This window comes from Sphingomonas mucosissima (assembly GCF_002197665.1).
GTDB lineage: Bacteria > Pseudomonadota > Alphaproteobacteria > Sphingomonadales > Sphingomonadaceae > Sphingomonas > Sphingomonas mucosissima.
On sequence record NZ_NBBJ01000001.1, the window covers coordinates 987,833 to 1,003,784 of the forward strand.

Consider the following 15,952-nt stretch of genomic DNA (forward strand, 5'->3'; position numbering starts at 1 on the left):
ATCCAGCGCTTACTTCGGCGAACCACGGGTTGAGTCCGGGCCCGCCGAGTTGCCGAATTGCCGAGCTGCTCCCCAGCTAGCGGAGAGGTCCGCTCGGCAATCTCGCAAATCTTAGTTCTTCTCTTTGTCTACGAGCTTGTTCGCGCCGATCCACGGCATCATCGCGCGCAGGTTGCTGCCGACCTGCTCGATCGGATGCGCGGCAGCGGCCTTGCGTGCTGCCTTCAGCTCGGGCTGCCCGGCGCGGTTGTCCAGCACGAAGTTCTTGACGAAGCGACCCGACTGAATGTCGGCCAGCACGCGCTTCATTTCCTTCTTGGTCTCGTCGGTGATGATCCGCGGGCCGGTGGTGATGTCGCCATATTCGGCCGTGTTGCTGATCGAATAGCGCATGTTGGCGATGCCGCCTTCATACAGCAGGTCCACGATCAGTTTGGTCTCGTGAAGACATTCGAAATAGGCCATCTCGGGCGCATAGCCCGCCTCGACCAGCGTCTCGAATCCCGCCTGGATCAGATGCGTGATGCCGCCGCACAGCACCGCCTGCTCGCCGAACAGGTCGGTCTCGCACTCTTCCTTGAAGTTGGTCTCGATGATGCCCGAGCGGCCGCCGCCGACGCCCGAGGCATAGGCCAGCGCGATGTCGTGCGCATTGCCGCTGGCGTCCTGGTGAATGGCGATGAGGCAGGGGACCCCGCCGCCCTTCACATATTCGCTGCGCACGGTGTGGCCGGGGCCCTTGGGCGCGATCATGATCACGTCCAGATCCGCCGGCGCCTCGATCAGGCCAAAGTGAACGTTGAGGCCATGCGCAAAGGCAAGCACGCTGCCCGGCTTCATGTTGCCCTTCAGGTCATTTTCCCAGATCGCCGCCTGATGTTCGTCAGGCGCGAGGATCATCAGGATGTCGGCCCAACCGGCCGCTTCCTTGTTTGACAGGACCTGAAAGCCAGCCTCCTGCGCCTTCTTTGCCGTCGCGGATCCTTCCCGAAGCGCGATTGCCACGTCCTTCACGCCGCTATCCCGAAGGTTCTGCGCATGGGCATGGCCTTGGCTGCCATACCCCACGATGGCGATCTTCTTGGAGGAGAGCAGGTTCAGATCGGCGTCGCGATCGTAGAAGACACGCATTGTATTACCCCTTTCGTCATTTCCGCGGAGGCGGGCATCGATGCTCGCTGCGGTCAGTGATTATGGATCCCCGCCTGTGAGCCCAATCAAAGTTCTAGCTTGATGAGAACCCTCCGCAGAGATGACGGAAAACTGCTATGCCGCATCCTTGCCGCGCGCGATGGCGACAATGCCGGTGCGCGCGACTTCGATCAGGCCGACCTCGCTCATCAGCTCGACGAATTTGTCGATCTTCTCGGTCCCGCCGGTGACTTCGAAGACGAAGCTGGATGTCGTCGCATCGACCACTCGCGCACGATAAACATCCGCCAGCCGAAGCGCCTCGATCCGATGGTCGCCGACACCGCGCACTTTCACCAGCGCCAATTCGCGCTCGACATGCGCGCCCTCGGCGGTGAGGTCGCGGACCTTGTGAACCGGCACGAGGCGATCAAGCTGCGCCACGATCTGCTCCAGCATCGGCTTGCTGGCGGACGTCACGATCGTGATCCGGCTCACCGCCTTGTCCACGGTGATCTCGCTCACCGTCAGGCTTTCGATATTGTAGCCGCGTGCGGTGAACAGCCCGGCGATCCGCGCGAGAATGCCCGGCTCGTTGTCGACGATGACAGCAAGCGTGTGCCGCTCTGCCGTTTCCGATTTGATATGCACTGTCTTTTCCTTCTCCCCCTCTCACGGCGGAGAGGGGCGGGGAGGTTAGGTCTTGATAGAGGTTGCTTGCGGCGGGTCGTATCAGACCAGCGCCTTCGCCTCGTCATCCATGGTGCCCGATACTTCGTTGGCCTGCAGGATCATGTCAGTATGGGCGGCGCCGCTCGGGATCATCGGGAAGCAATTGGCAAGCTTCGCCACCATGCAGTCCACCATCACAGGGCCGTCATGAGCAAGCATCTCGGCAATCCCCGCGTCCAGCTGGTCCGGGTGCTCGATGCGAATGCCCTTCCAGCCATAAGCCTCGGCCAGCCTCACGAAATCGGGAAGCGAGTCCGAATAGCTTTCGGCATAGCGGCTCTCATAGGTGAGTTCCTGCCACTGGCGGACCATTCCCATATATTCGTTGTTGAGGATGAAAACCTTCACCGGGAGGCGATATTGCGTCGCCGTCGCCAGCTCCTGGATGTTCATCTGGATCGAGGCTTCGCCGGCGATGTCGATGACGAGCGCATTCGGATTGCCGAGCTGCGCGCCGATCGCTGCCGGCAGGCCATAGCCCATCGTTCCTAGCCCGCCCGAGGTCAGCCACTTGTTCGGCTTTTCGAAGCCGAAATGCTGGGCCGCCCACATCTGATGCTGGCCGACTTCCGTGGTGATGATCGGTTCTCGGGCGTGCGTCGCCTCCCACAGCGCACGGACGGCGCGCTGCGGCATGATGACTTCATTGTCCTGCGGGAAGTTCAGGCACTGGACGGCGCGCCAGCCCTGGATCCTCCGCCACCATTCCGCGGTGTCGGGCTTGGGATGCTGCCGCGCCTTCCAGATGCGGACCATGTCCTCCATCGCGTGGCCGGCATCGGCAACGATGCCCAGATCGATCCGCACCGTCTTGTTGATGCTCGACCGATCGACGTCGATGTGAACCTTGCGGCTGTTCGGGGAAAAGGCATCGAGCCGCCCGGTGACGCGATCGTCGAAGCGCGCGCCGATCGCGATGATCAGGTCGGCCTGGTTCATCGCCATATTGGCTTCATAGGTGCCGTGCATGCCCAGCATGCCGAGGAACTGCGGCGAGCTCGCCGGAAAGACGCCGAGGCCCATCAGCGTCGAGGTGACAGGCGCGCCCGTCAGCCGGGCGAGTTCGTGCAACAGCAGCGACGCCGCCGGGCCGGAATTGATGATTCCGCCACCGGTGTAGAAGATCGGGCGTTCGGCAGCGGCCAGCATGTCGATCGCTTGCTCGATATCGCTTCGGTCCGCCTTCAACGCCGGGCGATAGGTCTTGTGCTGGATCGGTCCCGGCTTCTGGTAGGCGGCAGTTGCCACCTGAACGTCCTTGGGGATGTCGATGACGACCGGCCCGGGGCGCCCGGAGGTGGCGATATGGAACGCCTCGTGAATGACGCCGCCGAGCAAGGCGGGGTCCTTCACCAGATAATTATGTTTCGTGCAGTGCCGAGTAATCCCGACGGTGTCGGCCTCTTGGAACGCATCCGAGCCGATCAGCGCGGTCGGCACCTGGCCCGTGATGACGACCATCGGGATCGAATCGAGCAAAGCATCGGTGATGCCGGTAACTGCATTGGTCGCGCCGGGCCCCGACGTAACCAGAACAACGCCAGGCTTGCCCGTCGAGCGCGCATAGCCCTCCGCAGCATGGGTCGCGGCTTGCTCGTGACGAACCAGCACGTGCCGGATCCGGCCCGACCGGAACAGCGCGTCATAAATCGGAAGGACGGCGCCACCTGGATAGCCGAAGATGACGTCCACGCCGAGATCGCACAGCGCCTCGACCAGGATGTCTGCTCCGCTCTTCTCAGTCACCTTGTAATTCCTTCCGATCGTTGTGCTGCATGGCAGCAGCAGGTTGGGGCGCTACGGTGCAAAAAGTTGCGCGTCAACGCCTAATGTTGAAATATTCTTTCAATTCCGGGTTTGTCGACTGTCTGCACTCGTGCCCAGTGTCCCGGAAACTGGTGCCGAAACCACGTGAATTGCCGCTTCGCATAGCGTCTCGTCGCGAGCGCGATCCGGGCGCGGGCTTCTCCTTCGTCGATCTCCCCGCGCAGGAATGCGGCAATCTCTTCCACCCCGATCGCGCGCCGAATGGGTGCCGACGGAGGGATTTCAGTGCGCTGAAACAAGGCCTTAACCTCCGCAACGGCCCCGTCCGCGAACATTGTTGTAAGTCGTGCTTCGATCCGCGCGTTCAACCCCGCCCGATCCGGCAGAATGATCAGCGGCACGAGCGATACCTGATCCGCGATGCCGCCCGACCGCTCCGCCTGCCATTCGTGCAGCGAGCGGCCTGTCGAGCGTACCACTTCCAACGCACGGGCCACCCGCGCGCTGTCGGCTGGCGCCAAGCGCCGCGCCGCCACCGCGTCTTCAATGCAAAGCGCTGCATGCGCCTGTGCAACGGGAAGGGCGCGCACCTCCTCCCTGATCTCCGGATCGATCGGCGGCACGGGGGCGATGCCGTCCAGCAGCGTGCGCATGTACAGTCCCGTCCCGCCGGTCAGGATCGGCAAGCGTCCTTGTGCGATCACTTCATGGATCGCCGCGCGCGCATCGTCTGCCCATTGCGCCGCCGAATATGGCGCCGCGCCGTCGACATGGCCGTAGAGGCGATGCTCCGCTTTCGCCTCATCCTCGATCGTCGGTCGTGCGGTAATGACGCGCAGATCGCGGTACACTTGGCTGGCATCTGCGTTGATGATCATGCCACCGGTATGCTGCGCCACGGCCAAGGCGCAGGATGACTTGCCGCTCGCGGTCGGCCCTGCAATGAGCGCCAGCTTCGGAAGGGAAACGCGTTTGTTCACTGCAACCTTGATAGCAGCCGGTCGCCTGTCGCCCCAAACCCTGTCGAGCGCCGTTGAGCGAATGGCCGGCGCCGGGTGCGAGCCGGACCAATGGGTCTGGATCGATGAAGGCGACGCCGCCGATATCCCCTTTGCCTCGGCGATGGAAGCGGCACGCTCCGCGCTTGAGGGGGCCTTTGCGGGGGTAGACGTGGTCGTTCAGCCCAGCGGCGGGCGCGAGAAGCGCCTGCTCGTGGCGGACATGGACTCGACCATGATCACCGTCGAATGCATCGACGAACTGGCGGATTATGCCGGCATCAAGCCGCAGATCGCGGAGATCACCGAGGCGGCGATGCGCGGGGAACTGGATTTTGCCGCCGCGCTCGATGCCCGGGTCGCGCTGTTGAAGGGGCTAGATGCTGCCGCGATCGAACGCTGCCGAAACGAACGCGTGCGCCTGATGCCCGGCGCGAGCACGTTGGTCCGCACCATGCGAGCACGCGGCGCGACCACCATCCTGGTGTCCGGTGGCTTCACGGCGTTCGCGGAGCCGGTCGCCGCCGAGATCGGCTTCGACCGCGCGATCGCGAACCGTCTCGACGTGGCCGACGGCCAATTGGCGGGCACCGTCGCCAAGCCGATTGTCGACTCCGCCACCAAGGAGCAGACCCTCCGCGCGGCGCGAGCAGATCTGAACCTGCCGGATGATAGCACGCTCGCCGTGGGTGACGGCGCGAACGATCTTGCGATGATCAACATTGCGGGTCTTGGCGTCGCTTATCACGCCAAGCCGGTCGTCGCCGCGGCCGCTGCAGCGCGTATAGACCACAATGATCTGACGTCCTTGCTTTGGGCGCAGGGGATCGCACGCTCGCAGTGGGTCGACAGCACCCGTTCGGTATAGCTCCTGCCGGCCCTGAACTGCCGACGATGCTGGCTGCAATCGCTACGTCCAGAGGCCGGAATAGCCGTTGCCCCTCTGTAATCGGTTACGTAGATCCGCTGACAATCGTGCGGCGGCAGAGGATGGGGGAATGACACAAGCCACGATCCGCGATGTGGCGCGCCGGGCTGCCGTGTCGGTCGCATCGGTATCACGCGCGCTGAATGGCGCGGCGAACGTTCATCCGGATACGCGTGCCCGTGTCATCGCCGCGGCCGACGCGCTCGGCTATGTGCCCCACGCTGGCGCACGCAGCCTCAGCCTTGCCCGCTCGCACGCAATCGGTGTGGTGCTACCGGATCTGCACGGCGAATTCTTCTCCGAGATCATTCGCGGGCTGGACCGGGAGGCAAGTGCGCGAGGATATCACCTTCTGCTTTCCAATATACAGGACGGTCGGGACCACGTGATTCAGGCGCTTCGCGCGGTGCGTGGGCGTGTCGATGGACTCGTGGTGATGGCGCCGCACGTCGATCCGGCGGCGCTTGCCGCCATGCTGCCGGGCAGCCTGCCAAAAGTGATGATCAACACGCCCGCATCCAAGGGCGGAAGCACGCTGCGCGTCGACAATCGCGGCGGCGCGGAGGCGATCACGCGGCACTTGCTTGATATCGGCCGCCGTCACATCGTTCACATCGCCGGGCCGGCGAACAACTCCGATGCTCGGGAACGATACGAGGGTTTCAAGGCTGCACTGCCGCAACGGGCGGACGTGCACGTGCTCGAGGGTGATTTCACCGAGCCATCGGGGGCTGCGGCAATCGCGGAGCTGCTGGCACGCAAGGTGCCGTTCGATGCCGTATTCGCTGCAAACGACATGATGGCGCTTGGCGCGCTTCAGGCGCTGCGGGAGGCGGGCCGGCGCATTCCGGAGGACGTCGCGCTCGCCGGCTTCGACGACGTGCCCCTTGCGCGCTATCTCTCGCTCACCACCATCCGCGTTCATATGGCGGATATTGGCACCCGTGCCGCCGCGCGATTGATCGCATCGGTGGAGGCGAAGGACGAAGAGCCTACCGACGAGCTTATCGTTCCAGCACTGATCGTGCGGGGCACAACCGTGCGGGAGCCGTGAATGCTTGATCGCCGGACGTTTCTCGCAACCACGTCAATCGGCCTGGCAGGATTTGCGGCAGGCTGCACCGATCCGGCCATCCCGGTCGCTCCTGCGTCCAAGCTTCTGGTGCTGCCCGGTTTCTATGAAGAGATCGAGTACCGAACATTTCGATATTTCCGCGACACGGTTAACCCAGCCAACGGCTTGATACCGGATCGCTGGCCCAGCCCGAGCGGCGCGAGCATCGCGGCGGCCGGGGCGGCGCTTGCGATCTGGCCGCTCGCCGTTGATCGTGGCTGGATACGGCGCGATCTTGCGCGCGATCTGACGCTGGCCACCCTACGTTTTTTCGACAGCGCGCCGCAGGGGGACAGGCCCACCGGCATGTCGGGCCATCGCGGCTTCTTCTACCGCTTGCTCGATATGAGAACAGGCGTTCGCCACAGAAAAGCGGATCTCTCCAGCCTGGACACGGCCATGCTCCACATGGGGATGCTGTTCGCGGCGGGATGGTGGAACGGCGAAACGGAGGAGGAGCGCGAAATCCGGCGGCGAGCCACCGACATCGTCGAGCGCGCCGAATGGTTGTGGTTCCAGAACGGCAGCCAGAGACTGGCACTGGCCTGGCGCCCGGAGAGCGGCTTCGCCGAGCCTGCCCTGACAGGCTATAACGAGGGCATGGTGGCGGTGCTGCTGGCGCTGGGCTCCGCGCGGCACGCCGCGGAAGATGGCGCCTGGGAGGCCTGGAGCGCGAACTATCCGCTGCTCTGGCGCGGCGAAGGCGATGCTCGCCACCTCGCTTATGCACCGTTGGTCGGCCATCAGCTCAGCCATATGTGGATCGACTTCCGCGGGGTCCGGGACACCGTGATGCGCGGCGCGGGCTTCGACTATTTCGAGAACAGCCGGCGGGCGACCTATGCGAACCGGGCATATTGTATCTCAAATCCGCTGCGCTGGGAGGATTATTCAGCGGACCTCTGGGGGCTGACCGCCTGTGACGGCCCGGGAGATTGCCGGCTGGCGTTCAAGGGTGACACCCGGACCTTCCACGGGTACGCCGCGCGTGGCCCGCTGGATCAGCCCGGCGAGCGCGATGACGGCACGATTGGGCCGGCCGCCGCCCTCGGAAGCCTTCCATTCGCGCCGGAGATCGTCCTGCCAACGGCGCGCGCGTTGATGTCCGTTCCGGGGCTCTACCGCGAATATGGTTTTCTCAACGCATACAACCCCAGCTTCCGCTTCCCCGACGCGAAGGTGGAGACCGGCAGCGTCAGCCCGGAAAGGGGCTGGATGGCCCGCGACTATCTGGCGCTCAACCAAGCGCTGATCCTCATCCAAGCCGCCAACCATCGTCATGATTTCATCTGGAAGGTGCTGCGGAACAGTCCTGTGATCCGCCGCGGACTGGCGCGCGCAGGCTTCACCGGCGGATGGCTGGAATGATCAGCCGGCCGCGCTGTCTCGGCCGGCTGCCCTAAGCGGCTCAAAGGGCACCGAAGCCACCCCGCGTGCAATCCAAGCCCCGTCTCGCTTAGTCTGCGGATCCAAGCCGATTCGACAAAAGACAAAAAGGAGAGACCTGATGCGACCCATTCCCGCGATAAGCGCGCGCTTGGATGGCGCTGGTGCGATCGTCACTGGTGCCGGCAGCGGCATGGGTCGCGCCACCGCGATCCTGTTGGCCCGCGCGGGTGCCAGCGTCGCCGTCACCGACGTGCGGCTCGAGCCGGTGCAGGCCGTCGTGGAGGAGATCGCGAGCGAAGGGCTGCGTGCATCGGCGTGGACGCTCGACGTTGCCGATCCCGCGCAGATCAACAGCGTCGCTCAGGAAGTCGCGGCAAGCTTTGGCGATCTGTCGATCATCGTCAACAACGCGGGGATTTCCGCGAACCTCCCGATCGATGATCCCAGCTATGATGATCATTGGGATCGGCACATCTCTGTGTTGCTGACCGCTCAGCAGCGCCTGATCCGCGCCGCGCTGCCGCACCTTCGCCGTGCCGCCAACCCGCGCATCGTCAACATCGCGTCAACGGAGGGGCTGGGCGCAACCGCCGGTTTCAGTGCCTATTCAGCCGCAAAGGCAGGCGTCATCGGGCTGACCAGGAGCTTGGCGGTCGAACTTGGCAACTCGGGCATCACGGTGAATTGCATCTGCCCCGGCCCAGTCGAAACCGGCATGACGCAGGCCATTCCCGGCGAGGCGAAGCAGACCTACGCCGCACGCCGCACGGCGCTCCGCCGCTACGGCCTGCCCGAAGAGGTAGCGTTCATGACGGCCAGTCTCTGCGCTCCGGCAGCCAGCTTTGTCACGGGAGCGATCATCCCGGTGGACGGCGGCCTAATGGCGCGCAACGCCTGACATCAGCTTGCCGCCGCAGACTTTGATGCTTGTTCCACGCGCTCTCGCGCGGCGAGCATCAGGGTCGAGCTGGCCTTGGCCAGCACCTTGCCGGCTGAGTCCAGCAGCCGTCCTTCGAAGAAGCAGGTGCTGCGCCCCCGACGCTCAACCCAGCCCTCGGCGATGACCGACCCTGGTCTCGCCGGCGCGAAGAAGCTGACCTTCAGTTCGAGCGACACCGGTACGATGTCCGGCCCGCCCATGGCGATCGCCGCATGGGCCATGGCGGCATCGATCCAGCCAGTGACAAATCCGCCCTGAACGACCCCGCCCGAATGGCACATGTGCTGGCCCGCGAGATATTCGAGCCGTGCCCGGCCCGCCGGGTCCATTTCGATGACGCGCACCAGCCCCAGCGTACGGCTCAGCTCATGGATTGCGGGATCTTGGTCGCTCATTCGGCCTCTCATCGTCTTGTTATCGAGGCACAGTGTCCGCTGCTTGGTTCTCTATCAAGTGGCGCCGATCATGCAGCGAGAGCCAGCTGGTCGCGGCCTGCATGTTTTGCCCGGTAAAGTGCCTGATCCGCAGCGCGCAGCACCTCCTCAGCCGACTGATCACGCAGGTACGGCGCAACGCCGCCGCTGACGGTGACCGAGATGAGCCCGTGTTCGACCCGCAGATCGGTGCCGGAGATTGCGCGGCGTAAGCGGTCGCAAACCAGTGTCGCCTGGCTGATGGTCGCGTCCGGCAGCACGACGGCGAACTCTTCTCCCCCGACGCGCGCGACGAGATCCTGGGCACGGACGCTGGCGCGGGCGAGCGCGGCAAAGCGGCGCAACACCTCATCGCCAGCGGCGTGCCCGTGCGTGTCGTTGATGCGCTTGAAATGATCCAGGTCGAACAAGGCCAAGCAGCCACCCGAGCCGGACGAAAGCCGTTGCTTGAGTTCCTCGTCCAATCCCCGGCGGTTGGCCAGGCCGGTCAGTGGATCGGTCAACGCCGCGCGGGCCAGGCTTTCTTCACGTGCCTTGCGGTGGGATACGTCCCGAATGGCGCTCACCACGCCGGTGACGTGCCCGGCCTCATCCTTCACGGCGTGGCTTTGCACTTCGAACCAGCGAATGTCGCCCTGGCCGATCGCGACCCGGAATTCATCCACGTGAGTTCGATCCGGTTCCGCGATGGTTCGTCGAAAGGCGGCACGGGCCTGGGCGGCGCTGTCGGGTTGCACCAGTGCGCTGGCCGGCCGACCAACCAATTCTTCCGGGTCGAACCCGCTGATCTGCTTGACTGATGCTGACACGAATTGCAGCCGGCCGGTGCGATCGAGGTTGACCACGATGTCCGTCGAATTCTCCGTCAGCAATCGATAGCGCGCTTCACTCTCCCGCAGTTTGCGAAACAGGTTGGTACGTTGCTGCAGTTCGGCGCTGGCCGGCAGGATCGTCAGCATCACGCAAGCGATGTAGAGTTGAAGAAATTGCATTCGCGTGCCGATGGGCGCGTCGATCTGCGCGATCGGGCCGTGCCCATGCAGCGTCAGCGCTCCCCCGATCAGCGCGAGGATCACGATTGATGCGGCGGCGGCCAGTGCGCCGCCGCGGAAGGTGGCGAGCACCATCGGCAACATCGGCAGGAAGAGCAGCGGCGCGCGGTTCTGTCCGAAGCTGAGGTAGCAAAGGATGCTCACCAGCGCCATCAGCACGCAGAACTCGGCCAACCTGCTTCGGTCCATCCGCTTGATCAGGCGTGCCGCATCGCCCCGCATGACAAGCATGAAGATCGGCATGAAGGTGAGGGTGCCCAGGGCATGCCCGCTGTACCAGTTGACCGCATTCTTCAGCGGCGGCTGCCCGGCCCCCAAGGCAATGATGGCAGCGGCAAGCCAGGCTGAGATCAACGGCGCGACAACGCCGGTCGCGATCACGAAGTTGACCAGCCAGCGATTCGAGTCGAGCACCGGCCGCCGCGGCGCCAGTCGGTGCAGCAGGGTAGCCCCGATCGCTGCCTCCAGCATGTTGATGATGGCAAAGGGCACCGCCATCGCTGGCCCAAAGCCCCACAACGACGTTGCCGTGATGCTTGCCAAGGAGCAGACGGCTAGCGGCCCTGCCCATTGCCGCACCGGAAGCGTGGTCAGCCGTGCCGTGAGGAGGGCCGTCGCGATCCAGAGAAAGGCAACGCCGCCGTCAAAGCGCGTGAGGCGGAGCGTACCGGCACATACGACGAAGTACGCGAGGCCGAACACGATCAGGGGAAAAGCTCGTAGTCCGGATACCTTCACCATAGAGGCGCGCGTAAGCCATGATAGTAAACGCCCGGTTGCGGTTGGGTAAGATCCCGCTGGCCGAAACGTAGCGTCAAGGTCCGTTCGCGGCCAGTTCGTCGAGCCACGTGGTTGCGGTGCCATCGGACGGAGCACGCCAATCGCCGCGCGGCGATACGGAGCCGCCGGCAGAGACTTTGGGCGAATTGGGCAGCGCCGAACGCTTGAACTGGCTCGTCTGGAAGAAGCGGAAGAGGAATTTCTCGAGCCAGGCCTTCACCGTTTCGATATCGTAAGCGGTGCGCGCTGCCTCCGGATAGCCGATCGGCCAACGTCCGGCTTCCATGTCTCGCCAGGCATGCCACGCGAGGAACGCGATCTTCGATGGGGCAAGCCCGTGGCGGATCACATAATGCGCAAAGAAATCGTTGAGCGGATAAGGCCCGATCTTGCTTTCGGTACTTTGCATGGCGCCGCTTTCGTCGGCGGGCACGAGTTCCGGTGAGATTTCCTGCGCCAGGATCGCTTCCAGAACGGCGTCGGTCTCGGCATCATATTGATCAGTCGCGATACACCAGCGGATCAAGAACTGGATCAGCGTCTTGGGGACACCCGCATTGACGCCATAGTGGCTCATGTGATCGCCGACGCCATAGGTGCACCACCCGAGCGCCAGTTCGCTGAGATCGCCGGTACCGACAACGAAGCCCGCGCGCTGGTTTGCGATACGGAACAGATAATCGGTGCGCAGCCCCGCCTGAACGTTCTCGAACGTGATATCGTAGACCGGTTCACCCTTGGCGAACGGATGCCCCAAGCCTTCCAGCATCGTGCGCGCAGCCGGACGGATGTCGATTTCCTCGGCCGTGACGCCGAGCGCCCGCATCAGCTTCCAGGCATTATCCTTGGTCCCCTCGCTGGTCGCAAAGCCCGGCATGGTAATTCCGATGATATCGGAGCGCGGCCGGTCGAGCCGATCCAGCGCCTTGGCAGCAACGATGAGCGCATGGGTTGAGTCGAGCCCGCCCGATACGCCGATCACCAGGTTCTTCACGCCCGTGGCCGTGATGCGTTTCAGCAGGCCTTCGACCTGGATGTTGAATGCTTCATAGCAATCCTCGTCCAGCCGCTCCGGCGTGTCCGGCACGAAGGGGAAGCGGCGAACGGCCCGCTTCAGGCCGACGTCCCCGTAATCGGGCGCGTGCTCGAAGGTGACTCGCCGAAAGCGCGTCTCCGGGTGTCCGGAAAATGTCGCCGCATCGCCGAACGTGCCCATGCGCAACCGCTCCTGGAGCAGGCGCTCGCAGTCCACATCCGCCATCACCAATTCGGGGTTCAGCGCAAAGCGGGTCGATGCCGCGAGCGGTTCGCCCAGCTCGTGGACGGTTCCTTGCCCGTCCCAGGCCAGATCGGTCGTGCTTTCGCCGGGGCCGGCCGCCGAATAGACATAAGCGCAAACTGCCCGGGCCGATTGCGCCGCGGATAGCATCGCGCGCTCCCGGGACTTGCCGATGACCACGTTGGACGCAGACAGGTTGCAGCATACCAGCGCGCCTGCGAGCGCGCCCGCCGTCGAGGGCGGCGTCGGCGACCAATAATCCTCACAGATTTCGGCATGGAAGATGAAGTGGGGCAGGTCCGCGGCAGCGAAGATCAGGTCAGTCCCAAACGGCACGCTGTTTCCGCCGATGTCGATCGTGAGGCCGGTCAGCCCAGCGCCGCTGCTGAACCAGCGCTTCTCATAATATTCCCGGTAGTTCGGCAGAAACGTCTTGGGCACGACACCCAGGATCGCGCCCCGCGCGATCGCAACCGCGCAGTTATAAAGCCTGCCGTTGCGGGGCAGGGCGGCGCCGACGAGCAGCACCGGCCGGAGCTCGCGGGTGCCTTCGGCCACTGCCAGCAGCGCATTACGAGATGCATCCTGTTGCGCCGATTGAAGGTGAAGATCATCGATCGCGTAGGAGGTGATGTTCAGTTCCGGGAAGACGACCAGGTCAACTGCTTCCTCATGCGCGCGCTGCGCCAGCTCCAGCGTCGCTCGCACATTCGTACCCGTGTCTCCCACGCTCGCCCGAGGGGTGGCTGCCGCCACTCGGAGCATGCGATGGTGGTGAATGGAGGAGAAACGCTTGTTCATCGCAGAAACGGTTACCCTTCTTTTCCGTGCGGAGCCAAGGAGGCACCCGGGCGCGCCCCGCACTATGCACGGCAACGTTGATCGCGCCGCAATCCGATAACGGTCGGCCTCCCGCTTTGTTCGCTAGGCCAGGTGAAATGAAGGGCTTGCTCCCCCTCGGCATAATGCTGCGTTCCGCAGAGCCGCGGAGAGTTCGATGCTGAACAGCAACGCGACGTCACTTAGGCGGGCTCAGACCGGCATGGCATCGGCGTCCGCGCCGTAATGATGCCAGGCGAAGATCGCAGCGGCGCCGCGATAGGGCCGCCATGGCTCAGCCAGTTCACGTGTCAGTTTCTCGCTGGGGCGGCTTTCGTGCCCCAGGATCCTGCCCACCTCGATTTGCACCGCGAGGTCGCCGGCCGGCCATATGTCCGCGCGCCCTTCTGCAAACAAAAGGTAGATCTCCGCGGACCAACGTCCGATCCCCTTCACCTGTACCAGGGCAGCGATCGCCGCCTCGTCGTCCTCAGGCAGGTTTGCGAGATCGAGCGGACCGCTGATCACTTCGGCCGCCAAGCTACGTAGGTAGGCCGATTTTTGCCGGGACATACCCGCGGCACGCAGCTCCTCGTCACTGGCGCGGCCAAGCCGCTCCAGATCCACGGGCTCTCCCACGACTGCGGTCAGCTTGCGCCACATCGCGTCTGCCGCCTTCACGCTCACCTGTTGGCCGACGATGGTGCGCATCAGCGTTGCATGCCCCCGCTCGCGAATACGAGTCGGCGGATACCCAACACGCTGCAACGCCGCCCCGAATCGCGGCTCGATGCGCGCGAGTTCATCAACATCTGCGCGGAGCCGCTCTTCGCTCAGCCCCATTGCGGCCGGCCCTCAAGATCGGCAATGGAGCGGGGAACTTGCGGGGAGAGCATAATGCCGAAGCTTATCGTCACGCTGCGCGACGGGGAAGAGCGGGTAATGGACGGGGCAGCCGGGCTGTCGGTGATGGAAGTCATTCGTGACGGTGGCATAGACGAGATCCTTGCGCTTTGCGGGGGCTGCTGCAGCTGCGCAACTTGTCACATCCATGTCGACCCGGAATTTGCCGACAAACTTCCCGCCATGAGCGAGGATGAAAATGATCTGCTCGATTCGTCGAGCAGTCGCGATGCATATTCTCGGCTCTCGTGCCAGTTGCCCTTCGGGCAAGAGCTTGATGGCTTGAAGGTGCGGATCGCAGAAGAAGACTAACGACAAAGAGTCGCCTGCGCACCGCTCCCATACTGGGGCGGTGCGCGGGTCGCAGGGACTGCGCGATCCTGCTTTAGCGGGTTGCTATTGCGTAGAGCGCGATCGCTGCGGCATTCGAAATATTCAGGCTTTCCACCTTCGGACTGATCGGCAGCTTCGCAAGCTGATCGCAGTGCGCTTCGGTATTCTGGCGCATTCCTTCGCCTTCTGCGCCCAGAACAAGGGCGACGCGCGCTTGCCCCATTGCTTCGCCAAGCGTTTGGGTCGCATGCCCGGTTAAGCCGATGCGCCAAAATCCTGCCCCGGCCATTTCATCCAGCGCACGCGCCAAGTTCACGACGCGCACCCAAGGCACGATCTCCAACGCGCCGGACGCGGAACGCGCCAATGCGCCCGACTCAGGAGGAGCGTGGCGGTCCTGAGTTACGATGCCCAGCGCATCGAACGCTGCGGCCGACCGAAGCACGGCACCCACGTTGTGCGGATCAGTCACCTGATCAAGCACGATAAGCGGCCGGCGATCGTCTCGCCCTTGCTCCAGGAGATCACCGAGCCAAACGTCTTCAAGCGGGTCCACCTCAGCGACAAGACCTTGATGCGGTGCATCCGCCGGCACCATGCGTCCGAGGTCTGCCACATCGGCATAGACGACCGGCAGAAGGGGCGGCAGCTGAAGCTCCGCGACCGCCTCACGTGTTCCCCAGAGCTTGCGCACGACCCGTTCCGGATTGGCAAGCGCCGCAGTTACAGCGTGGCGCCCCCAAAAGCGTGGGCGATTGCCAGGTGCCTGGCTGGGGCGATGTCCACGGCGCTTCATCAGTTCGTCTCTTCCGGATCGAAGTTTCAATTGGGTTGATCGCGGCCGGCCACTTCTGGAGCGGCGGCCGGGTCAAGTCTGGCTGCATCCGCTGCGTTCATCAGAAACGCTGTCAGGCGGCGGCGTGGCTCGCATACCCTCCTTCTTCACGTGGTCAAAGGTGTAGCGGCAGGACAAAGGTCCTGCTCGCGTCGGTGGAGCCGGCGCGATCGCCTTGCGACGTCCAAAAGGTTGCTTGCTCATCACGCGCCCACTCGGGCGATGACGCCGACCTACGACGCGGGCAAAATCAGTTGCGCAACTGTGATCACATCCGTTGACAGGGCGCTTTTGCTTCGGCATTGGGCGCCCTCGCTCTGACGGAGCGGCCCTGTGGAAGGGTGGCCGAGTGGTTAAAGGCAGCAGACTGTAAATCTGCCCACGCAAGTGTACACTGGTTCGAATCCAGTCCCTTCCACCATCCTCCCGAGCTGGCAGGATCGCTTGTTCCCCTACATCGTTGATGATCGGAAGGTGTAGCGATGTGCACCTGATCGGAGGATTCGATGAGCGACAGG

The 15,952-nt window shown here is 64.0% G+C and carries 14 protein-coding genes and 1 tRNA gene; 6 read left to right on the forward strand and 9 right to left on the reverse strand.

Annotation, left to right across the window (positions count from 1 at the left end):
- Window positions 1-111: 111 nt before the first annotated feature.
- From ilvC to miaA, 4 genes are all read right to left on the reverse strand, one after another.
- Window positions 112-1,131: a ketol-acid reductoisomerase gene (ilvC, locus tag SPMU_RS04730; protein WP_088332371.1), complete on the reverse strand. Its 1,020-nt coding sequence runs from the start codon at window positions 1,129-1,131 to the stop codon at window positions 112-114.
- 135 nt (window positions 1,132-1,266) lie between these two features.
- Complete coding sequence (ilvN, locus tag SPMU_RS04735) at window positions 1,267-1,782, reverse strand: acetolactate synthase small subunit (protein ID WP_088332373.1); 516 nt, start codon at window positions 1,780-1,782, stop codon at window positions 1,267-1,269.
- An 81-nt stretch (window positions 1,783-1,863) separates the two neighbouring features.
- Window positions 1,864-3,609, reverse strand: coding sequence for an acetolactate synthase 3 large subunit (locus SPMU_RS04740; RefSeq protein ID WP_088332375.1), 1,746 nt, complete (start codon window positions 3,607-3,609; stop codon window positions 1,864-1,866).
- A gap of 80 nt (window positions 3,610-3,689) precedes the next feature.
- Window positions 3,690-4,610, reverse strand: a complete 921-nt coding sequence (gene miaA / locus SPMU_RS04745) for a tRNA (adenosine(37)-N6)-dimethylallyltransferase MiaA (protein ID WP_245832754.1) — start codon at window positions 4,608-4,610, stop codon at window positions 3,690-3,692.
- On the opposite strand from miaA, the gene serB reads away from it, so the two are divergent.
- The 4 genes from serB to SPMU_RS04765 all read left to right on the forward strand — a co-directional run bounded on the left by serB (window position 4,603) and on the right by SPMU_RS04765 (window position 8,957).
- A complete protein-coding gene (gene serB, locus SPMU_RS04750; RefSeq protein ID WP_088332376.1) occupies window positions 4,603-5,496 on the forward strand; it encodes a phosphoserine phosphatase SerB in 894 nt (297 codons plus the stop codon). The genes miaA and serB overlap by 8 nt on opposite strands.
- Window positions 5,497-5,626: 130 nt before the next feature.
- The gene (locus SPMU_RS04755) at window positions 5,627-6,610 is read left to right on the forward strand and encodes a LacI family DNA-binding transcriptional regulator (RefSeq protein WP_088332378.1); all 984 of its coding nucleotides are present in this window, start codon (window positions 5,627-5,629) and stop codon (window positions 6,608-6,610) included.
- Window positions 6,611-8,038, forward strand: coding sequence for a glucoamylase family protein (locus SPMU_RS04760; protein ID WP_088332380.1), 1,428 nt, complete (start codon window positions 6,611-6,613; stop codon window positions 8,036-8,038).
- 139 nt (window positions 8,039-8,177) lie between these two features.
- Window positions 8,178-8,957, forward strand: a complete 780-nt coding sequence (locus SPMU_RS04765) for an SDR family NAD(P)-dependent oxidoreductase (RefSeq protein ID WP_088332382.1) — start codon at window positions 8,178-8,180, stop codon at window positions 8,955-8,957.
- 2 nt (window positions 8,958-8,959) lie between these two features.
- Here SPMU_RS04765 and SPMU_RS04770 read toward each other — a convergent pair whose 3' ends face one another.
- The 4 genes from SPMU_RS04770 to SPMU_RS04785 all read right to left on the reverse strand — a co-directional run bounded on the left by SPMU_RS04770 (window position 8,960) and on the right by SPMU_RS04785 (window position 14,206).
- The gene (locus SPMU_RS04770; protein WP_088332384.1) at window positions 8,960-9,394 is read right to left on the reverse strand and encodes a PaaI family thioesterase; all 435 of its coding nucleotides are present in this window, start codon (window positions 9,392-9,394) and stop codon (window positions 8,960-8,962) included.
- 68 nt (window positions 9,395-9,462) lie between these two features.
- The gene (locus SPMU_RS04775) at window positions 9,463-11,226 is read right to left on the reverse strand and encodes a sensor domain-containing diguanylate cyclase (protein ID WP_169715635.1); all 1,764 of its coding nucleotides are present in this window, start codon (window positions 11,224-11,226) and stop codon (window positions 9,463-9,465) included.
- Window positions 11,227-11,299: 73 nt separating this feature from the next.
- Entirely contained in the window at window positions 11,300-13,345 is a 2,046-nt protein-coding gene (locus tag SPMU_RS04780) for an NAD(+) synthase (RefSeq protein WP_088332388.1), read from the reverse strand.
- A gap of 231 nt (window positions 13,346-13,576) precedes the next feature.
- Complete coding sequence (locus tag SPMU_RS04785) at window positions 13,577-14,206, reverse strand: DNA-3-methyladenine glycosylase family protein (protein ID WP_088332390.1); 630 nt, start codon at window positions 14,204-14,206, stop codon at window positions 13,577-13,579.
- Window positions 14,207-14,260: 54 nt separating this feature from the next.
- Between SPMU_RS04785 and SPMU_RS04790 the strand changes: the two genes are divergently transcribed.
- The gene (locus SPMU_RS04790; RefSeq protein WP_088332392.1) at window positions 14,261-14,578 is read left to right on the forward strand and encodes a 2Fe-2S iron-sulfur cluster-binding family protein; all 318 of its coding nucleotides are present in this window, start codon (window positions 14,261-14,263) and stop codon (window positions 14,576-14,578) included.
- A gap of 73 nt (window positions 14,579-14,651) precedes the next feature.
- Here SPMU_RS04790 and rlmB read toward each other — a convergent pair whose 3' ends face one another.
- A complete protein-coding gene (gene rlmB / locus SPMU_RS04795) occupies window positions 14,652-15,395 on the reverse strand; it encodes a 23S rRNA (guanosine(2251)-2'-O)-methyltransferase RlmB (RefSeq protein WP_088332394.1) in 744 nt (247 codons plus the stop codon).
- 374 nt (window positions 15,396-15,769) lie between these two features.
- Here rlmB and SPMU_RS04800 point away from each other — a divergent pair.
- Window positions 15,770-15,855 (forward strand) — tRNA-Tyr (locus tag SPMU_RS04800).
- Window positions 15,856-15,952: the final 97 nt, after the last annotated feature.